A 20,317-nucleotide genomic window follows, 5' to 3' on the forward strand; every position below is an offset into this window, starting at 1 on the left:
ACGTTAGAGTTTGTTGAATAAAATACTTTTTATACCGCAGGCAGCTCAGTCATCGGCCAACGTGGCACACAGCTCACGGCTAGTTCATCAGACTGCCCAGCCTGCAAGCGCTCATAACCTGCATAAGCAATCATCGCCCCATTATCCGTACACAAGGCAGGTGGTGCATAATGCACCGTCGCGTTTATCTTTGCCAGTTCAGCTTCTAAAGTCGTGCGCAAATGCGTATTAGCGCTGACACCACCTGCTATCACCAGTCGGCTCATATCAACTTGCTTGAGTGCTTTGACGCACTTTTTCACCAATGTATCGACCACTGCATGTTGAAAACTGGCAGCAATATCCGCTCGCACTTGTGGATCGCTATCAGAGCTATTACCTGACCCTCCTGATAGTGGCGTGTCTTTGATGAGATTATGCACGGCTGTTTTCATACCACTAAAAGAAAAGTCTAAACCACGATGTAACATCGGTCTGGGCAGATGGTACGCATCAGGGTTACCTGTCTCAGCCAATTTAGCGATATTGGGGCCACCAGGATAAGGCAAGCCTAGCATCTTAGCCGCTTTATCAAAGCACTCACCGGCAGCATCATCTATCGATTCACCTAATATCTCATACTGCCCGACCCCACGTGCAGCGATCAGTAACGTATGTCCACCAGAGACCAGTAACGACACAAAAGGAAACGCAGGAGGGTGTGCACCCATCAGCGGTGCCAGTAGATGCCCTTCCATATGATGAATGCCGATCGCTGGGATATCCAAACCATAAGCCAAACTGCGTCCAAATAATGCGCCCGTCATCAACGCACCAATGAGACCTGGGCCTTTGGTATAAGCAATCGCATCGATCTCGCTTTTTTTCATATCGCACTGCTCTAACAGCTCATTGAGCAAAGGCACTAGTTTGCGAATATGATCGCGACTGGCAAGCTCAGGTACCACGCCGCCATAGAGGGCATGCAGCTCTATTTGTGAATACAGCACTTGCCCAACCAAACCTTGATTGTCATTAGCCATCTGCTCGCTATCAAAAATCGCTAGACCAGTCTCATCACAAGAGGTCTCTAAACCCAACACTTTCATATTTTTGCCTTTATGCTTTTATTTTTATGCTACTTTTGCAATGTTTGTCTTTTTATAGTCAAATCCATATAAATCCGCTACATCGTCATCCTCGCTGACCATACTAATGTATAGCTTGCACTCGATTTCCTTGTATCGAAATTATTTGAACTCCACTATATGCTGGCGCTAAAGCTTGAGTAGCCATAAAAACGGAGGTTTCAATCATTGGATAGACCAAATGACTTAGGGCACGCCCTAGACACAGCTGACTATATTTTTAGCTTTGACATAACAAAGAACGCGCATTAAAAAACCGCCATTGTCAGTCACAATGACGGTTATTTTAGCAAATTTCAATGGCGAATATATTCTATATATAGTATCAGCTGACTGCTTCTATCATATAATCTACAGCAGCATAGACCTGTGCTTCACTTATCTTGTCAGTCACTTGCGCTGGCATATTCTTAAAGCCTTTTGCTGAATGTATATGCAGCGTATCTTTACCTTTGCTAAGACGTGCTGCCCACGCGGCTTTATCACCATATTTTGGTGCATTAAGCAAACCTGCCTCATGACACACTTTACAGTTTGACTCATAGAGCTTAGCACCTGCGTCAGCAGCCAATACTTCAGGCTCAGCAGCCACTTCTGGCTTTGATGCTTCTACTTCTGACTTTTCTGTCGTCACAGTCGACTCAGCAGCGTCTGCTTCAGGTATAGATTCAGGCGCAGCAGTTTCAGATTCAGCCACTTCAGACTCCGCTGTTGGCGTGTCTGCTACAGCAGTACTAGTCGTGGTTTCATTAACAGCCGTAGGAGATTCAGTGTCGGCGTCATCACTGCTACAAGCACTCAATACCAGTAACATACTAATGCTAATGGCGGAGACGGTCAGTTTGCTCATACGCTGTTGTTTATTCATCATAGTCACACCTTTACCTAATATTTCGTGCTAGCAGCTGCGCATTGCCTCAAATTGTGGCGCTAATTTATGGCTTGTTTCTATAGCGTGTTCTCATTTTTATCGATATTTTCAAAATGAGGACACGCGCTAGTAGAAATCACAACAACCATAAAATCAGTACTTACTCCGCTGTGTCAGCGTCCGCAGCTTCCATATCAGTACTATCCGTAGCCGCAGCATCGGTATCAGCCGCTGCATCGGTATCAGTGTCTATACTGTCATCGGTCGTGGCTTCAGTAGCGGCATCTGTGTCGCCTGCTTCGTCTGTTGCCTCTGTACCATCGACTGGAGCGACTGCGGTTTCTGGAAAGTCGAACTCTTCAGCGTCAGGTGCATTTTCACGAGCAAGTGCTGAGGCAGCATCTACGCGATCTTTTGCCAATACTTCATGTGACTCGCCCTCTTCGTGACCACCACAAGCGCTAACACCAAAACTAAAAGCGACAATAAATGCTGTACTCAACGCCGTATTTAATACTGTCTTTTTCATTCAAACATCCTCAATAAAATGCACACAAAACGGTTAATATGCTTACTACTATATGGAAAATATCATAGCATAAACTCCAACCAAACCGTTATAGACAGTAGGGTTTTTATTCATGATAATTTTATGCAAGATATTTATGTATACATCCAATATTCGCTAAAATATATAGTTCACACAACAACCTATCCTTATCTCAACATCACATCATGCAGTTTGCATGATAAATATGGATTAACACACTAAATTTATTGACTTTTTTAATATTATTTATTAAAATACCTGCCCTTGTGCTCATGCGCAATATTATCCTAGTTTGAGCTGATGCCTGTGGTCTTGAGATATCACGGCTAAATACTAATACACAGCCAAACTAATGCCTTTATATCTCATCCTAATCAAGGAGTCTTCATGCCTGCAGTTAAGGTTAAAGAAAACGAACCAGTAGATATCGCTATCCGTCGTTTCAAGCGTGCTTGTGAAAAAGCTGGTGTATTATCAGACGTACGTAAGCGCGAGTTTTATGAAAAACCAACGCAAGTACGTAAGCGTAAAAAAGCAGCTGCCGTAAAGCGTTATAAGAAAAAACTACAACGCGAAACTATTCGTACCACTCGTATGTACTAATCTATATTACGATTAGTTAAATACAAGCGCTACACTAACGCCACTGTTATCAATTGATATCAGTGGCGTTTTTTATGCTACAATTTTTATGATTAACACTTAGCCAATAAGGATAATAACAATGAGCCAAATTAAACAAAACTTATCGGATAGCATCAAATTATCCATGAAAGCTCGTGAGCTTGAGCGTGTTAAAGTATTGCGTAACGTACAAGCCGTCATCAAGCAAATCGAGATTGATCGTCAAACAGAACTTGACGATGACCAAGTATTAGAAGTACTACAAAAGCAGCTAAAACAGCGACACGAGTCGCTTGGTATTTTTACCGAAAACAGTCGTGACGACTTAGCAGCCAAAGAGCAGTTTGAAATCAACATCATCAATGAGTTTATGCCAAAACAAATGGATAATGAGGAGCTTACAGCCTTGGTACAAGCAGAAGTCGCTGAGCAAGGTGCAACATCTATGCGTGATATGGGTAGTGTGATGGGTGTGTTAAAGAATAAAACCGCAGGTCGTGCTGATCCAGCTATCATCTCTAAACTGGTAAAAGAAGCACTGCAAAGCAAATAGCTCGTTACCTATTATTGATTAATCGGTATTTTGATACAAATAACCGCCTAAGGCTTAAAGTCTTTGGCGGTTTTTACTGCCTTAATTTCTGCATTGATATTAGCCAAGAGTGGGCGTGCACTATTTGCTTGCGTGGTATTTTGTAGTTTTTCTGCCAGTTGCTTAGCTTGTGTGAGTGATATTAGCGCGCTTTCATAGCGATTACTCCATAGCTGATCCTGACTCCGATAGCGCAACGCATTGATTGTCGCAATATTGGCTAATTGTGGTGATGTAGTCGTTTTTGCTAACTTCTCATTGGCCAGTTGTAAGCTCTGCCAAGCATAGCGATCACTTGGCTGCTGCTCTATCAAAGGTTTGAGCAATGCTTGCGCTTTAGCTGGCTGATTGCTGTTGGTGAGCGCTTCGGCCAAATAAATCCGAAGATCACGACGCTCAGGATAAAGACGATGTTGCCCATCTAAAATCTCAGCGGCTTCTGACCACTTATCTTGTTCTGTCAATACTTGGCTATGAGTAATCGATAACAAAGGCTCCAACCTTTGACGCTGTTCCACTGGCAATGCATTGATTTCACTCAGTACTTTTTCGGCATCTTTAAAACGTTGCTGCTCACCATACCAATTCATCAATGCCAATTTAGCACCAACGCTATTATTGGCAGCAGTGGTCAATGTTGTCTTAGAAGCATGCTTACCCATACTTTGTACACGCCAATAGAGCAGATCAAACAACGCTTGATGACGTTGCTGCTGGCTCAATGATAATGACGGATAGCTCTGCGCGCGACTTTGTGAGTCACTCAAGCGCTCGTTAGTCAATGGATGTGAGAGTATAAAACTTGGTAAGAACTGGTTTTCGGATTGATTCAGCTGACTTTGTTGATTCATGGTCGCAAAAAATCGCGGCATCGCTCTCGGATCATAACCTGCGTGAGTCATGATTTGCATTCCTATCCGATCAGCCTCACGCTCATTGCTGCGACTAAACGCCATGCTACTATTCATCGTCGCTGTTTGGCTACCCATCATCACCGCTGCTGCTGCATCACCATCAACCGCTGACGCTGCTATCGCCGCTAGCATACCTCCTACCTGCATCAGTAATGCTTTTTTGCTGTCATCGACACCACTTTCATAATGATGTTGGCTAAGATGCGCAACTTCATGCGCTATCACACTGGCAAGCTCGTCCATACTTTTGGCTGCCAATATGGTTCCTGTATTGATTCCAATGACACCGCCTGGTGCCGCAAAGGCATTAATACTAGGGCTATCAATAATCACCAAGCCCATTAGTGCTTGTTGCCGCGCTTGAGCATTAAGACGCCACGTCATGTCTTTGAGCGTTTCTTGAATCCAAGGGTCATGCTCCATCTTAATGCTACCATTGACATTTCGTAGCGACCACTCACCAAGCAATTTATTTTGATATTGTTCAGCGAAGCTCAAGCCTTGACCACGCAAGCTAGGTAGACTTAGTGTGTCGGTTTTTGCAGGCTGCCACGAATTATAATTGGTTGACTCTGTTTGATTACTGCTACCACTCCAGTCAATACTATTGGCCGCAGCGGGTATGGCCATCAATAATGCCGCTGCAACTCCTGATGCAAAAGCACTTGATACCGCTATAGACAGCATCGTTTTTTTTCGTCCACAAAAAAGCGACATGAAGCAGAGCACATGTTGGTTTGACTTGTGTATATTCGATGAACGGATGCTGGTACTACCAAACATCGACTGTCTATTAGAGTGATACAAATACTTATCCTATACAAGTGAGTATGAACCATGTTTTGTCGACTATACGAGCTTGTTGATACAAGGTCAATTCTAGTATGTTTTCGACTACCAATAACTAAGCGGTGTGTCACTATCGTGCAACATCATTGTGTGATTCTAACGAACCGAATACGATGTTGATTATATTCAACTGCACTGATACCTTGGCTATTTGCTATAATAGCAACTTAAACAATAGGTTTGGGTTGCTATTGAGCACAAGGCACTCCATAACAAAACCTTAAAATTAACAATATTCTAAAACCAACTATTATTTACCATAAAAATAGTGCCAATTAAAGTATTGGTCTTTATAAAGGTTGTTTTATGTCTGCTGATAGTCAGTCCACCATCCTCCATACACCTGACGCTATAAGATTATCAGAAAAAATCTCTAGTGCTGATCAACAAGAGATCAATCAACTTTTAGCCTTATTGAAAGCAGATAACAGTGCTTTAAACCAGAATGCAGAGATAAGACCACTTAGCATTAATATTACTCGCTTCGTCGATGGCCGCGGACTTGCTTGTCCGATGCCGTTATTAAAAACCAAAGTGGCATTACGTGATGTCGCAAATGGTGACTCACTATATGTCGTCGCCACCGATGCCAACTCACAAGCTGATATCACTGCTTTTTGTCGTCAAACTCAGCTGCTATTGATTATTAATAGCGTCACCCACCAACAGACAACTAATAGCATATCATCACAGCGTTTCGATACAATATATCACTTCATCATTACTAAAACTGATAGCAACTAAGTGTCGCTATCCTTTACAATTACAACTATAAATATTTTTATATGACTATTTGCGTCACTATTTAATAAGGTCAAGAATATGGCTAATACTTCTAATGATGCTACAAAAGATGAGGCAGCACCGGTAATAAACGAAGCACGTGATGCAGCGCTAAAAGCTGCCGCACAACGACCACCTTATGATGCGAATGCGCTAGGTGATACCAGTACCCGTGACTTAGTACCTGCGATGCCAACCCATTTATCTGCACCTGGGGTCAATCTCGGTGCTTATATCAATACCGTCCATCAAATTCCTATTTTGACACCAGTACAAGAGCAAGAGCTAGCGCATCGCTACTATGATGACGGTGATGTGGAAGCAGCACGATTACTTGTGATGTCACATCTACGCTTTGTGATTCACATTGCGCGCAGTTACTCCGGTTATGGCTTACCACAAGCCGACTTGATTCAAGAAGGCAACCTAGGTCTAATGAAAGCCGTAAAACGCTTTGACCCCAACAAAGGCGTACGTTTGGTATCCTTTGCTGTACATTGGATTAAGGCGGAGATTCATGAATTTGTGATTCGAAACTGGCGGATCGTAAAAGTTGCGACCACCAAAGCACATCGCAAACTGTTCTTTAATTTGCGTAGTCTCAAAAAGACCAACAATCAGCTGACTCTAGAAGAAGCTGATGCTATTGCAAAAGATCTCAATGTCACGCGTAAACAAGTACTAGAGATGGAGTCACGGCTCACATCTTATGATGCATCATTTGAAGCGCAATCTAGTGATGATGACGATGGACGTTATGCACCGCAGCTATTTTTAGAAGATGGCATCGATCCTGCTGAGCAGTTAGAAGAATCAGACTGGGAAGAGAATAACTCCTCTGCCTTAATCGCAGCGATGGATACTCTCGATGACCGTTCTCGCGATATCGTCGAACAGCGCTGGCTCTCTGAGCAAAAATCTACCTTGCATGAGCTAGCAGCCGTCTACTCTATCTCTGCAGAGCGTGTCCGCCAAATCGAAAAAAATGCCATGGATAAGATTCGCGATGCAATGACCATTGATAGCGTCATCTTGCCAGATGACATTCAATAACAGCTGCCTTTTAGTCGTGATAGCTTTTAGATAAGATGAATTCAACATGCTAAATTGGATAGGTATTGCAGCGATCAATATGGCTGTCGCCGTCGCCCTAGGTGCATTCGGCGCTCATGGCCTCAAAAACATTGCCAGTGCTCAACAGCTAGAATGGTGGCACACGGCGACCTTATATTTATTTATCCATGCACTTGGATTGCTGCTGGTTGGTCTGCTGATTCGTCTCAAATACATCACTCAGACAACGGCATGGCTACTACAGATCGGTATTATCATATTTTCGGGCAGTCTTTATGCAATGACACTTGGGGCGCCACTGTGGTTCGGAGCTATTACACCTATCGGTGGTGTATTAATGATTATCGGTTGGCTATGGCTAGCACTATCAGCATTCAAAATACATGATTCAGCAGCCAAATAGACACTCATATAAAATAGATAACAGACAATGTGAAGAATCATTATGCTGATAGCAGTAATACGAAACCATTAAGGAGTGTTTTTTATGAGTACCATTAGTGTCAATGGTAAGACATTGCAAACTACCCACCAGACTGTGCAATTGGTTATCAATGAACTTGGACTTAGCCAAGGGCGTTATGCGGTAGAAATCGACGGTGAGCTTATCCCCAAAAGTGAGCTTGGTCATCTACGTATCGTGGAAGGAATGGACATCGAGGTAGTACAAGCCGTTGGTGGCGGCTAGTCATTATAACAAGCTCAGTATAAATACTTGATAATAGAAAAGGCCTCAAACGTATCATACGTTGAGGCCTTTTTCCTTTTTTGTATTATCATGCCAATTTAGTAGAATCAAGTTTTAACTATATGGGCCAGATGTCCTCTTTATTATCTTACCTGTTGTTATTGAATCAGCCAATACTCGTTAAATCTGAAAAACACTAACACTCAGCACTAAAACTCATTGCATTATACTGCAGGTACCACGTCGGCAGCTGTGAGATCGTCATAGCGGTCGTCACGTCCAGCACCCTGAGTCTTTTTACGATCTTGGCGGGTTTTATATTTACGTACTTGTCTATCAAGTTTGTCTGCCATGTCATTAATGGCTTTATACATATCATCTTCACACGATTGGACAAACATTTCTTGACCTGAGACTCTCATTATCGCTTCAGCTTTATGGCTTTTTTTACCACCATCGCTAGAACCATTGTTATCCAACGATAATATCACTTTAATACTTTGTATCTGATCAAAGTGTCGTTCTACTTTCTCAAGCTTTTCACGCACCGCTTTATCCATAGCTTCGGTAACACTGATATGGTGACCACTGATAGAAACATTCATATTATTGTCCTTTTGTTTGTACTAACAATCAACAGATGAAATAGCATTCCTGCCTTTATCACCCTGCTTTACCAACCGCTAATCTATCGCCTTTGATAGTCAATGCATGTAATCAAATGCTAATGTATCCTTTCATCATCTCTCTGATTGCTGCTATAAATAGGCTAAATCGATATTTAGATTTCGTTGTTGGTATGACTCTAATTTGTCATGAAAATTGAATAGTAGCAAGACACTATATTGTAATTAAATGTAATAAAACCTGTTGTTTCTATCATGTTTCTATATAATCAAAAAATTTTATTTTTTATATTTGAATTAAGCCATAAAAGACCATTGTATGACATTACTCACAACTTTTTGAATAACATCACTTAAAGTGTGCTGAGCATTCATAAATAGGTACTATCAATGCTATTGTCAAACATACAACACGCCTCAATATTTTTGTTTGCGCTGGGTAGATGAACCAATATTCATCGCTTCACGATATTTAGCCACTGTTCTTCTAGCGATATCGATACCCTCCGCTAATAAACTGTCCTTGATACGACTGTCTGATAATGGCTTTTTCGGATTTTCATCGGCTATAAGCTGCTTAATCATGGCGCTAATAGCCGTTGAAGATATGTCACCGTCATTACTACTGACATGTGATGAGAAGAAGTGTTTTAGTGAAAACAATCCTTGTGGTGTCAAAATTGTTTTGCTAGTAGTCAGACGCGATACCGTAGATTCATGCAAATCAACTTCTTCTGCGATAACCTTTAGTATCAGCGGTTGCATTGCCGTAGCACCATGTAACAGAAACTCTTGCTGATAACGGACAATACTGGTTGCCACTTTTAGCAAGTTCTGATTACGCTCTTCGATACTACGAATGAACAAACGCGCATCAGTGAGGTTTTCGCGTAAATATTGATTATCAGGACTGTCGTCACCACGCTTAACTAAATTGGCGTATTCTTGATTGACCCGTAATTTTGGCAATGTGTCGGGGTTGAGACGCACATACCAAGCATCATCCTGTACATCAGATTCTAAATTATTATCACTCGTTTGATGACGAACAGGTGTAACCAATACATCAGGAATGTCGTAGCTGTCTGTTTCACGCACATAATCTGGTTGACTACTCTGAAACAATAAGCCTGGCGAAGGGTTTAAGCTGCGTAATAGATTTAATGCAGGTGTGATTTTTTCAGCCGCGAGCCCTGTCTGCTCAGTAAGTGCTTTGATATTATTACTGACTAAATGATCACTAGCTGATAATAGCGCCTGGGCTTCTGTTAGATACTCTGTATTGGGACTAAGCTTGGATAACTGAATAGCGAGACATTCACTCAAATTTCGTGCGCCAACACCTAATGGATCGCAAGATTGAATAATGCGCAATACAGCCATTACTTCATCTTTCTCAACACATTCATCCCATTGATAAAAGCTTGCCATGGTGTCTAAACTTTGTAAAAACTCATCAACATCTAGCCGAATAAACCCCATATCATCCATAGAATCTATTAGGTACGTAGCAATCACCATATCCGCTTCTGAAAGGTGTTTAAAGTTTAGCTGCCAACGCACATGATCTTGGATAGTGGCAGACGTGCCACCTTGATAGCTATCAAAGTCTTCATCGCTTTTGTTACCCGTATTGGTAGCCACTGATGCATGATTACCACTATCAGCGCTATTATAATCAGTAGCGCTATCAAAACTACTGTAATCATCGCTATCCATAGTATGATTGTCTACCGCACCATCATCGATATTTACTTGCTGTAGTTTATCAAAGCTATCACTAAACCCCTCATCATACTCAGAGTTAGCAGTCGATGAATCAGCATCCGAATTTTGATTCCAGCTATCTAACGTCAATGGCTCATTCAGCTCATCGATAGTATCATCGCCACTATGATCGTACTCATCTTCATCATCTTCGACACGTTCAAGCAATGGATTACTATCCAGCTTGGCCTGAACCTCTTGTGCGAGCTCAAGACTAGAGAGCTGCAGCAATTTAATAGCTTGCTGCATCTGAGGGGTTAGTTTCTGTGAGGTACTCAGCGTGGTTGCCAATCCAAACGACATACTCATGGGCGGCTTATTACACTCCGATAGTAAAATATTATTCTATATATATTTGGTTAAACGAGTAGTTTAACGTTATTAGGACATGACGATAGCATTTTTTGATGCAATCTTGCTATGATAATTTATACTCTGTTCAGATACATTTATTACTTTTCTGTCATAAAACCATATAAATCTTAGCATTTCAGCATAAATTACTAAATAATTGATATGAAAACTGTGCGTCTAACTGGAGCATGCTTTTAACCCAAGCAATAATCATTTAACTGAGCTGAAATGAGAAAAATGGTAGATTCACAAAGAAAAGCCTACTGTGAATATGAATATATTGGCAATTTTAGCCCATCTACAGTTTATTCTTTAGATTGAGGACAAGCTCTAGGTATGATGAATAATATCAGGGTCTGTTAAATATTAAATTTGAATAAACAAGTCTCAAAACTCACTGAGAACACTACTATGAATAGCAAAACAAACAATCCATTGCTAACCGCTGCCATTCAGATGAATAGCCAGCAAAATATTGAAAAAAACCTCAATGATATCAAAGCTGCCATTATCGAAGCACGTGCGCAAGGTGCTCAACTTGTTGTTCTACCAGAAAACTGCTGTAGTATGGGACAGCAGTTTTCTACCGCAGAGCGTTTCGATGAACTATCAGCAACCATCGCTGGATATGCGCACACTTACGGTATGTATGTATTGGTAGGCTCACTACCTTGCCTTTATCGTCCAGATGGCATGATCGTACCAGATGGTAGATTGCGCCAAGTCAGTCAACTGTTTGCTCCTGACGGTAAGCAAGTGGCGCGTTATGACAAGATTCATTTATTCACAGCAACCGTGGCAGATAAGCAAGGCAGCTATAATGAAGCCGCAACTTTTGAGCCAGGCACACAAACAGTGACTGTACCGCTCGAAGCAAACAATGAAATTTACCATCTAGGCATGATGGTGTGCTTTGATTTACGTTTTCCAGCATTGGCGCAACGTCTAAGGCAAGCAGGTGCAGATATATTGAGCGCGCCTGCCGCATTTACTTATCTAACAGGCCAGGCGCATTGGTCTTTATTGTTGCGGGCACGTGCTCTAGACAGCCAATGCATGGTCATCGGTGCGGCACAGGGCGGTGATCATGTTTATAAAAATGGGGATATTCGCCAAACGTGGGGGCATAGTACGATTGCTGCTTACGATGGTACCATCATAAACAGCTACGATGACAGCGAGCTGAATGATACCGCTAATAACGAAGAAAAACAGCATTATGCTTTGGTATTGGCATCACTAGACAAACCAACACAACTGCAAGGGCGACAAAAAATGCCCATCTTTGACTGCCATCGTTTGGCGTAACCGATACTTAGCTCGAGTTTGAATCACTGTCATTTTGCACATGAGTAGCTCGGGGATGAGCGCGATCGTAGACCTGTGTCAGTTTAGCAAAATCAACATGGGTATAAATTTGCGTGGTGCTGATATCACTATGACCGAGCATTTCCTGTACCGCTCGCAAGTCACCACTACCTGATAGCATATGTGAGGCAAAGCAATGTCGCAACAAATGCGGATACATATTTTGAGCAATACCTGCCCGTGTTGCAGCTACCTTTAATCGTTGCTGCACCGCTCGCGTTGACAAACGTGTGCCTAACTTTTCGCTGATAAACAAAGCTGTGTCCATCTGCTCGACCCACAGATTACGATGCGGCAGATAGCGCGTTATAGCCTCTGCAGCCTTTATACCTAAAGGTACTAAGCGTGTTTTGTTACCTTTACCTGTCACACGTACCCGTAACTCTGACAGGTCCACATCGGCCATATCTAGCGCAACCAGCTCACCAACACGCAAGCCACTACTGTAAAGCAGCTCAAACATGGCTTTATCACGTAACCATAAACGCGCTTGTTCCGGAGAATCTGGTATCTCTTGATCAAGTAATTGAGTGAGTAAGTCCACATCAGCGATAGACGGTAGCGGTCGAGGGCTACGTTTCAGCTGATAGCCTGTCGTTGGATTGATACGTGCCAGTCCCTCTTCAATCAACCAACCATAAAAATGGCGAATAGCTGATAACTCTTGCTGCACACTGGCAAGCGCAAGCTTATCTTCATCGAGGCGTTGGCTGATATGTTGGGCTAATTGGCGCTTATCACAACGCGTCCACGTCAAGCGCTTACCTCGCAAAAATAGCGCCAGTTGGTTTAATCCAGAAAAATAAGCCGTTAAAGTATGCCGCGAGTGATTACGCACTGATAAAGTGTTTAGCCAACGATGCACATCTGACAACAACTCCCTTAACGCGGCATCTGCTTCTATAGTGGCTGCTTGTGTATCTGACAACCATGCTTCTGACTCTGATACAGGCAGGCGCTGACTATTTTTGTTTGACATAGCTCTATTAGAGACGACCATCGTATGTACCTAGCAGTTAATATGAGCCGCTTATCGTTGTGCATGAACCAAAATTCCATTAGCCTTCTGAATTAGGTTTGATACCTGCTTGTGCCATTAATCCATCTGGACTAAAGACACCTTCATAGACAAAGGCCGTTGGGCCAGTCATCATGACTGAATAACCTGGCTGCCATTTGATAATCATACTGCCACCATAGAGCTGTGCGCGTACTTCTTCCCCTTCATCCAACCAGCCTTCACGTATACCAACAGCCACTGCAGCACAAGCGCCTGTACCGCAAGCTTGGGTTTCACCGACGCCGCGCTCATAAACTCGCAGGCGAATATGACGCTGATTCATAATCTGCATAAAGCCGACGTTTACATGATCTGGAAAAGCCGGATGTGACTCAATGGCTTTGCCCAAGGTTTCGACCTCAGCATCAAGCACATCATCGACCTTGATAACCGCATGAGGATTACCCATATTGGCAACATAGAGCTGTACAGGTGTGCCATTTACATCTAGGTGGTAGGCGTTTTGGATTTTGGTAGTGGCTCTCGGGCTAAATGGAATCTCATCCGGCTCAAATTTGGGCTTGCCCATATCGACCTCTACCCAACCATAACGATCTGTAGTCAGCGTGATAATACCGCTAGCAGTCTCAACACGTAGACGCTGTTTAAATGACAGTTTACGTGCTTGGACAAAACGAGCAAAACATCGTGCACCATTACCACACTGCTCAACCTCTGTACCATCAGTATTAAAAATACGATAACTAAAATCAACATCCGGACGCATAGGTGGCTCAACGACTAGCAGCTGGTCAAAGCCAATACCTAAATGACGATCTCCCAATAACTGTACCAAATCCTTGGTTAATTCTAAGCGCTGGGTCACCAAATCGATGACCATAAAATCATTGCCTAGACCATGCATCTTAGTAAATTCTATTAGCATACCTTTGATATCCTATCCTATTTTTATGTATGGCTTATATTAGCACGCTGTCAGATACATTCATAACTATCACTGCTATCAAATTTTGTCATAAAAAAACCCATTGTTATTTCAATAATGGGTTTTCTGTCGCAACTAAGACCTAATGAACGCTAGGTAAGTCTATTAAGACTGCCACAACGTTTCATTTTCATATAGTGACTCAATCGTTTCACGCTGACGAATCAGTTGATGACGATTATCAGCTACCATCACTTCGCTAGCACGGGGACGCGAATTATAGTTGCTACTCATGGTAAAGCCATAAGCACCAGCGCCTGTAACTGCTAACGTATCTCCTACTGCCAATGACAATAAACGATCTTTTGCTAAGAAATCACCCGTTTCACAAATCGCGCCAACCATATCCCATGGCTGTGTACCAGCAGTATCGATACCGTCGCTAGGCAAGACGCCTGGAATCACTGCCATCTCTGCCTGATACAATGCTGGACGAATCAAGTCATTCATCGCCGCATCAACGATAGCAAAGTTTTTATGTTCGGTTGGCTTTAGCACATCAACTCGAGTCAATAGCACTCCTGCATTGGCCACGATACTGCGGCCCGGCTCAAAGAATACCGTTAAACCAAGCTCGCTTAGCTTTGGTAATAACGCAGCAGCAAACTCATCCATAGATACGGGCGTCTCATCGATATAGCGCACGCCAAGACCGCCACCCAAATCGATATGACGTAGCTCAATACCTTTCTCACGTAGGCTATGTACCAGCTCAATCACTTTGTCCAATGCCGCCACGAATGGCTCTACTTCCGTCAGTTGCGAGCCAATATGACAGTCGATACCGACAATATCGATATGTGACAATGTCGCAGCTTGCTCATAGACAGCCACTGCATCTTCGTGTGCGATACCAAATTTATTGTCTTTTAAACCCGTTGAAATATAAGGATGAGTCTTGGCATCTACGTTTGGATTTACCCGTAGTGAAATCGGCGCTGGTTTATCAAGCTGCTGTGCTACCTCATTAATTAAAGAAAGCTCACTAATGGACTCAACGTTGAAACAACCAATACCTTGATTCAGTGCATATTCAATATCATCACACGTCTTACCAACACCTGAGAATACAACGCGGGCAGCATCCCCACCTGCCGCCAATACTCGCATTAACTCACCACGTGAGACAATATCAAACCCTGCTCCTGCTTGCGCAAGCACTCCAAGCACCGCAAGGTTAGAATTCGCTTTGACAGCGTAGCAAACCTGGTGCGGCAAGCTAGAAAAGCTATCAGTATAAGCCTGATAAACATCCAATATCGCCTGTTTTGAATAAACATAACATGGCGTGCCATAATGCTTGACTACGTCATCAACATTAACCTGCTCCATATGTAATCGACCGTTATGGTAATGCAGTGCTGGCAAATGAGCAGTTAAGGCTTCAGGATTGATATATAAACCCTGTTCTGTTTGGGTGGTTATTGTCGTCATTATAGTTATGTCTCTCATTCAATCAGATAAAATTTGTCAGAATTTTTGGGCAAAATCCACTAATAATCGTTAGGGTCTTCGTTGACGTCTGCTAGCATTATCTCTAACTCACGGGAGTTTTGTTCATCACTCGCCAATGCTGTCTCTGATAAATCATCAGTGTCAGATAATAACGCTGAACCTACCGTATTTGAGCTTGTATTATCTACTAGGTATAGGTCACCTTTTTGTCCGCAGCCTGATATTCCTACTATGGCAGTAGCAATAATGAGTGCAGAAAGTGCACGGCGACTGGTATTGACAGATAAACGATAGGTGTGCTTGACATTTAAAACACGGTGTATAGTAAGCATAAAACAGATAACCTTACAGCAGGGTGAATATAAGTAAATTATTCAAAATATTATAATTTATTGAAAACATTTTTAGGGTCTTTTGGACACCAAACAGTGCTTCAGCATAGCATTGTACCAGTAAAGAAGCATGCCTTTTAAGTGTGCTCGATCACTAATTTTTCGGTATTTATTATCTATAAATATTACTGATAACGATGGTTTTTTGAGCCTGTTTTTTTAACGTAGGCTCAGAAAACTACCAAACGAAGACTAGCAAAGTTACATGGCATTTGCTGTAAATTTAGAGCCGTTTCATAGCGAAAAACACGGGCAAAAACAATCTTGAAAAACTTTCTTACAATTTTTATTGTGGACAATCCTGCCTTTATAGCAATTGTCATTTTATAACGATATCCGGTGTACAGATGTAACAGTACTTGACGAAGTTCAATCTTAAACCTTATAGTTACTGTGGTATAAGATTTTAATTGTGTTACATTATACTGCGAAATTATTTGCTTTGTTTGATGAATTGCTAGAAGCAACCAAGTAAAGTGACCAGTAAGTATCTATTGGCAAACCTGTAAGCGAATTATCGCTTAGTTCATTTTTATGACAGGTTTGCTGATTTTTGTTTGTTTAGCGGAAGTTAATCCGCTATGATTTACCACTTATCAAAAAACATAATCTAAGGATAGAGCATGAGCGATAGCACCCCCATCTTTAATGACCGCAATACCGGCAGATCAAAACTAATCAACCCTACCTTGGTTCTGAACTGCGGTTCATCTTCAATCAAATACGCACTCATCAGCGAAGACGAATCCACCCGTATTACAGGACTTGCCGAAAACTTGGGGCTCGATACCGCTCGCATCAAGCATACTACATTAAACGGTGAAAAACTTGAAATCACAATCCCTGGTGGACGTCATGAGCTAGCTCTACAAAAAATTCTAGCACTACTTGAGCAATATCATTTTATTGCTGTTGGTCATCGCGTGGTCCATGGTGGTCGTGAATACTCAAAAGCAGTTCGTGTTGACCAACACGTACTTGATGAAGTAAAACGCCTAAAAATCTTAGCGCCATTGCACAACCCAGCAAACGCCTTAGGTATTGAAGCGGTTGAAGCCATTTATCCTGATATTCCACAAGTAGTCGTGTTTGATACTGCCTTTCACCAAACAATGCCACCTGTTGCCTACCGCTATCCGATTCCAAAAGCATTATACGAAGAAGAAAAAATCCGTCGTTACGGCTTCCATGGTACTTCGCATGCCTACGTATCAGAGCGTGCTAGCACCCTCACAGATACCAAAGGTCCACATGGTTGGTTAACCGCCCACTTAGGTAACGGTTGCTCAGCGTCTGCTGTCTATAATGGTGAAAGCTTAGATACTAGCATGGGTCTGACGCCACTTGAAGGTCTGATGATGGGCACACGTAGTGGTGACGTCGATCCTAGCCTACATATTCATCTCAAGCGTAAGTTGGGTATGAGCTTAGAAGAAGTAGATACCATGCTCAACAGCGAAAGTGGCTTATTGGGTATCTCAGGTCTATCTAATGACTTGCGTACTATCGAACAAGCGGCAAACGAGGGACATAAAGATGCTCAGCTCGCCATCGAGATGTTCTGTTATCGTGTCGGTAAATATCTAGCCAGCCTCAGCTGTGCGCTGCCTGACTTTACTGGTATTGTCTTTACTGGTGGTATTGGTGAAAACTCATCAACCACACGTGCGCGTATCTTAGATGTCATGCGTCATTTCGGCATCAATTTTGATGCTGACAAAAACGATGAGCTGGTCGGTGGTGCTGAAGGAAACTTCCAAGAGCAAGATAGCAGCATTGAGCTGTGGGTTGTTCCAACTGATGAAGAATGTCAGATTGCTAAAGAAACCCGTCAGGCATTAGGTCTGAAATAAAAATAGCTTGGCTATCTAACGATACCTACTTAATGGCTTATGTTATATAAAAATTATTTATATAACGTAGGCCTTTGAGTAGCTGCTCGATTCTCAGTCAATACTACAAATGAACGATGCAGCAAGCATCATCGTTGTAGCCAATCAGCAATACCCCCTTCATAGATATAACAAAACAAATAGTAGGATATACTATGCAAACCATTTTACTTGTTCCCATTAGTCGCGGTATCGGCGTGACATCAGCAGCACTAGGTCTTATTCGTGCATTTGATTATAACGGTGTTAAAGCCGGTTTTATGAAACCATTTCTGCAAGATGATACGCTCGACAAGCAGAATAGTCTGGACAGCTCAAGCGCACTAACCATGCACGCATTTGGTCTAACACCGCCCAAATCTATCAACCGTCAGCGCGTCGAGCGTATGATCGGTGATGACAATCTAGATGACTTGATGGAAGAAGTCGTTGAAAACTATCACTCCATCGAAGGTGATTATGGTGTCGTCATCTGTGAAGGCTTGGTATCAACCACAGAAGCCTCTTATGCCGCACAAATCAACCGTGCCATTGCTCATGCCTTAGATGCCAAAATCATCTTTGTTAGTACTGTTGATACCAAAAACCCAGCTCATTTAGCAGATAAACTTGATGTGCATGCGCGTGAGTTTGGTGGTATGGCCTCTGATCGCACGTTAGGCTGCATTCTGATGCGAGTGCATGACTTACCAAACACTTTTGAGAATCAACCAGTCGCGCCAGGTGAGGCGGTTGTGAGTTTAGATGAAAATTTCGTTCAAGAAGTACAGCGCTTATCTCCTTCTTTTGATACCGAACAGTTTCGCCTAATTGGTGTGGTGCCATTTAGCGACTCATTATCTGTACCTCGTACTTGGGATATCGCCACCGAACTTGATGCCACTTGGATCAATGTTGGTGAAGCCAAAACACGTCGTATCAACAAGATTAGCCTAACTGCACGCTCAGTGACACGGGTAGACGAAGTGTTCAAACGTGGCACACTCATCGTCGTACCTGGTGACCGTGATGACTTGTTACTCGCTGCGGCTTTGGCTTGTATCAATGGTGTGCCATTAGCAGGCTTGGTACTGACTGGTGGCGTGTCACCAAATGCGACCGTGGCTGAGCTATGGCAATCAGCTCTTAAGACAGGTATTCCTGTCATGAGTGTCGAAGCAGATAGCTTTGAGACCGTACAGAGCTTATTACACATGAGTGCTGAGATTCCAAGTGATGATACTGAACGCGCCCTAGAAGTAACACGTTATGTGGCTGCACACTTAGATTTAGGTTGGATCAAAGAGCAGTTCAGCGGTGAGTATAAGCCACGTTTATCACCAGCTGCCTTCCGTCATCAGGTCGTCAAAAAAGCACAAAATGCCAAAAAACGTGTGGTACTGCCTGAAGGGTCTGAACCACGTACAGTAGAAGCTGCCTGTATCTGTCAAAGCCGTGGTATCGCTGACTGTGTACTACTTGCAAAACGCGAAGATGTAGAGCAAGTTGCTAAGAACCGCGATCTTGTCTTGCCAGAAGGTTTAGAGATTCTCGATCCTGCCAGCCTTGATATGAGCAAGTATATTGATGCAGTGGTTGCTCGCCGTAACGGAAAAACTTCTCCAGAAGTCGCCGCTGAACAGCTCGAAGATACGGTATTCTTAGGCACTATCATGCTACAAATGGATGAGGTTGACGGTCTAGTCTCTGGTGCTATCCACACCACTGCCAACACTGTGCGTCCAGCTTTTCAATTGATTAAGACTGCACCACAATACTCATTGGTATCATCAATCTTCTTTATGCTGCTACCAGAGCAGGTCGTGGTGTATGGTGACTGTGCGATTAACCCAGACCCTAATGCAGAAGAGTTGGCAGAGATTGCTATCCAGTCTGCTCAGTCTGCCGCCGCCTTTGGTATCGAACCAAAAGTTGCGATGATTAGCTACTCAACTGGCTCATCAGGTACAGGCGCAGATGTCGAAAAAGTCATCAAAGCCACACAAATAGTCCGTGAGCGCGCGCCTCACCTAGCAGTTGATGGCCCGCTACAGTACGATGCCGCATCGGTCATGAGTGTCGGTAAACAAAAAGCCCCTGACTCGCCTGTCGCTGGTCAAGCAAACGTGTTTATCTTCCCAGATCTCAATACAGGTAATACCACTTATAAAGCGGTACAGCGTAGTGCCAACGTTGTGAGTGTTGGACCGATGCTCCAAGGTCTAAATAAACCAGTAAACGATTTGTCACGTGGTGCGTTGGTTGATGACATCATTTACACCGTTGCGCTTACTGCAATTCAGGCATATAGTGACGCCATTTAATCACTCAATCAGATCGTAAAAAATCCTGTGATTGAGCCGACTACCTCATTGATAGTCGGCTTTTTCTTAGGCATTTTTTATT

At 42.9% G+C, this 20,317-nt stretch carries 19 protein-coding genes; 9 read left to right on the top strand and 10 right to left on the bottom strand.

Annotated features, from left to right (window positions below):
* Window positions 1-29 precede the first annotated feature (29 nt).
* From tsaD to ACT3SX_RS05875, 3 genes are all read right to left on the bottom strand, one after another.
* The gene (tsaD, locus tag ACT3SX_RS05865) at window positions 30-1,088 is read right to left on the bottom strand and encodes a tRNA (adenosine(37)-N6)-threonylcarbamoyltransferase complex transferase subunit TsaD (RefSeq protein ID WP_192518171.1); all 1,059 of its coding nucleotides are present in this window, start codon (window positions 1,086-1,088) and stop codon (window positions 30-32) included.
* A 364-nt stretch (window positions 1,089-1,452) separates the two neighbouring features.
* Window positions 1,453-1,998 (bottom strand): c-type cytochrome, encoded by a 546-nt coding sequence (locus ACT3SX_RS05870; protein WP_192519802.1) that lies wholly within the window; start codon window positions 1,996-1,998, stop codon window positions 1,453-1,455.
* A gap of 160 nt (window positions 1,999-2,158) precedes the next feature.
* Window positions 2,159-2,527, bottom strand: a complete 369-nt coding sequence (locus ACT3SX_RS05875; RefSeq protein WP_192519801.1) for a hypothetical protein — start codon at window positions 2,525-2,527, stop codon at window positions 2,159-2,161.
* Between the two features lie 408 nt (window positions 2,528-2,935).
* On the opposite strand from ACT3SX_RS05875, the gene rpsU reads away from it, so the two are divergent.
* Both rpsU and ACT3SX_RS05885 read left to right on the top strand, forming a co-directional pair.
* Window positions 2,936-3,151 carry a 30S ribosomal protein S21 gene (gene rpsU / locus ACT3SX_RS05880; protein WP_010195908.1) on the top strand — a complete coding sequence of 72 codons (216 nt, stop codon included), beginning with the start codon at window positions 2,936-2,938 and terminating at the stop codon, window positions 3,149-3,151.
* 121 nt (window positions 3,152-3,272) lie between these two features.
* Window positions 3,273-3,725 (top strand): GatB/YqeY domain-containing protein, encoded by a 453-nt coding sequence (locus ACT3SX_RS05885; RefSeq protein ID WP_442061965.1) that lies wholly within the window; start codon window positions 3,273-3,275, stop codon window positions 3,723-3,725.
* Between the two features lie 47 nt (window positions 3,726-3,772).
* Here the strand turns inward: ACT3SX_RS05885 and ACT3SX_RS05890 are convergent, their stop codons facing one another.
* Window positions 3,773-5,485 (bottom strand): M48 family metalloprotease, encoded by a 1,713-nt coding sequence (locus ACT3SX_RS05890; RefSeq protein ID WP_442069598.1) that lies wholly within the window; start codon window positions 5,483-5,485, stop codon window positions 3,773-3,775.
* 348 nt (window positions 5,486-5,833) lie between these two features.
* Here ACT3SX_RS05890 and ACT3SX_RS05895 point away from each other — a divergent pair, with 348 nt between their 5' ends.
* The 4 genes from ACT3SX_RS05895 (at window position 5,834) to thiS (ending at window position 8,072) form a co-directional block, all read left to right on the top strand.
* Window positions 5,834-6,271 (top strand): sulfurtransferase TusA family protein, encoded by a 438-nt coding sequence (locus ACT3SX_RS05895; protein WP_442061969.1) that lies wholly within the window; start codon window positions 5,834-5,836, stop codon window positions 6,269-6,271.
* A gap of 228 nt (window positions 6,272-6,499) precedes the next feature.
* On the top strand, window positions 6,500-7,363 hold the full coding sequence (gene rpoH / locus ACT3SX_RS05900; RefSeq protein ID WP_225739217.1) for an RNA polymerase sigma factor RpoH: 864 nt from the start codon (window positions 6,500-6,502) through the stop codon (window positions 7,361-7,363).
* 46 nt (window positions 7,364-7,409) lie between these two features.
* Complete coding sequence (locus ACT3SX_RS05905) at window positions 7,410-7,787, top strand: DUF423 domain-containing protein (RefSeq protein ID WP_442069599.1); 378 nt, start codon at window positions 7,410-7,412, stop codon at window positions 7,785-7,787.
* A gap of 84 nt (window positions 7,788-7,871) precedes the next feature.
* Window positions 7,872-8,072: a sulfur carrier protein ThiS gene (gene thiS, locus ACT3SX_RS05910; RefSeq protein ID WP_192519796.1), complete on the top strand. Its 201-nt coding sequence runs from the start codon at window positions 7,872-7,874 to the stop codon at window positions 8,070-8,072.
* A gap of 224 nt (window positions 8,073-8,296) precedes the next feature.
* On the opposite strand, the gene hpf is transcribed toward thiS, so the two are convergent.
* Together hpf and rpoN are read right to left on the bottom strand one after the other, a co-directional pair.
* Entirely contained in the window at window positions 8,297-8,677 is a 381-nt protein-coding gene (gene hpf / locus ACT3SX_RS05915) for a ribosome hibernation-promoting factor, HPF/YfiA family (protein WP_192519795.1), read from the bottom strand.
* A gap of 438 nt (window positions 8,678-9,115) precedes the next feature.
* Window positions 9,116-10,774: an RNA polymerase factor sigma-54 gene (gene rpoN, locus ACT3SX_RS05920; RefSeq protein ID WP_442069600.1), complete on the bottom strand. Its 1,659-nt coding sequence runs from the start codon at window positions 10,772-10,774 to the stop codon at window positions 9,116-9,118.
* Window positions 10,775-11,230: 456 nt separating this feature from the next.
* Here rpoN and ACT3SX_RS05925 point away from each other — a divergent pair, with 456 nt between their 5' ends.
* Window positions 11,231-12,127, top strand: coding sequence for a nitrilase-related carbon-nitrogen hydrolase (locus ACT3SX_RS05925; RefSeq protein WP_192519793.1), 897 nt, complete (start codon window positions 11,231-11,233; stop codon window positions 12,125-12,127).
* Window positions 12,128-12,134: 7 nt separating this feature from the next.
* On the opposite strand, the gene ACT3SX_RS05930 is transcribed toward ACT3SX_RS05925, so the two are convergent.
* From ACT3SX_RS05930 to lptM, 4 genes are all read right to left on the bottom strand, one after another.
* Entirely contained in the window at window positions 12,135-13,166 is a 1,032-nt protein-coding gene (locus tag ACT3SX_RS05930; RefSeq protein WP_442061976.1) for a tyrosine recombinase XerC, read from the bottom strand.
* Window positions 13,167-13,245: 79 nt separating this feature from the next.
* Window positions 13,246-14,133, bottom strand: a complete 888-nt coding sequence (dapF, locus tag ACT3SX_RS05935) for a diaminopimelate epimerase (RefSeq protein ID WP_192519791.1) — start codon at window positions 14,131-14,133, stop codon at window positions 13,246-13,248.
* 165 nt (window positions 14,134-14,298) lie between these two features.
* Window positions 14,299-15,627: a diaminopimelate decarboxylase gene (lysA, locus tag ACT3SX_RS05940; protein ID WP_225739215.1), complete on the bottom strand. Its 1,329-nt coding sequence runs from the start codon at window positions 15,625-15,627 to the stop codon at window positions 14,299-14,301.
* Between the two features lie 59 nt (window positions 15,628-15,686).
* Window positions 15,687-15,980, bottom strand: a complete 294-nt coding sequence (gene lptM, locus ACT3SX_RS05945; RefSeq protein ID WP_192520342.1) for an LPS translocon maturation chaperone LptM — start codon at window positions 15,978-15,980, stop codon at window positions 15,687-15,689.
* Between the two features lie 683 nt (window positions 15,981-16,663).
* Between lptM and ACT3SX_RS05950 the strand changes: the two genes are divergently transcribed.
* Both ACT3SX_RS05950 and pta read left to right on the top strand, forming a co-directional pair.
* On the top strand, window positions 16,664-17,893 hold the full coding sequence (locus ACT3SX_RS05950) for an acetate/propionate family kinase (RefSeq protein ID WP_192520343.1): 1,230 nt from the start codon (window positions 16,664-16,666) through the stop codon (window positions 17,891-17,893).
* Window positions 17,894-18,087: 194 nt separating this feature from the next.
* Complete coding sequence (gene pta, locus ACT3SX_RS05955; RefSeq protein WP_442069601.1) at window positions 18,088-20,235, top strand: phosphate acetyltransferase; 2,148 nt, start codon at window positions 18,088-18,090, stop codon at window positions 20,233-20,235.
* Window positions 20,236-20,317 lie beyond the last annotated feature (82 nt).

It is taken from the genome of Psychrobacter sp. AOP31-B2-9 (assembly GCF_052378005.1).
Lineage (GTDB): Bacteria > Pseudomonadota > Gammaproteobacteria > Pseudomonadales > Moraxellaceae > Psychrobacter.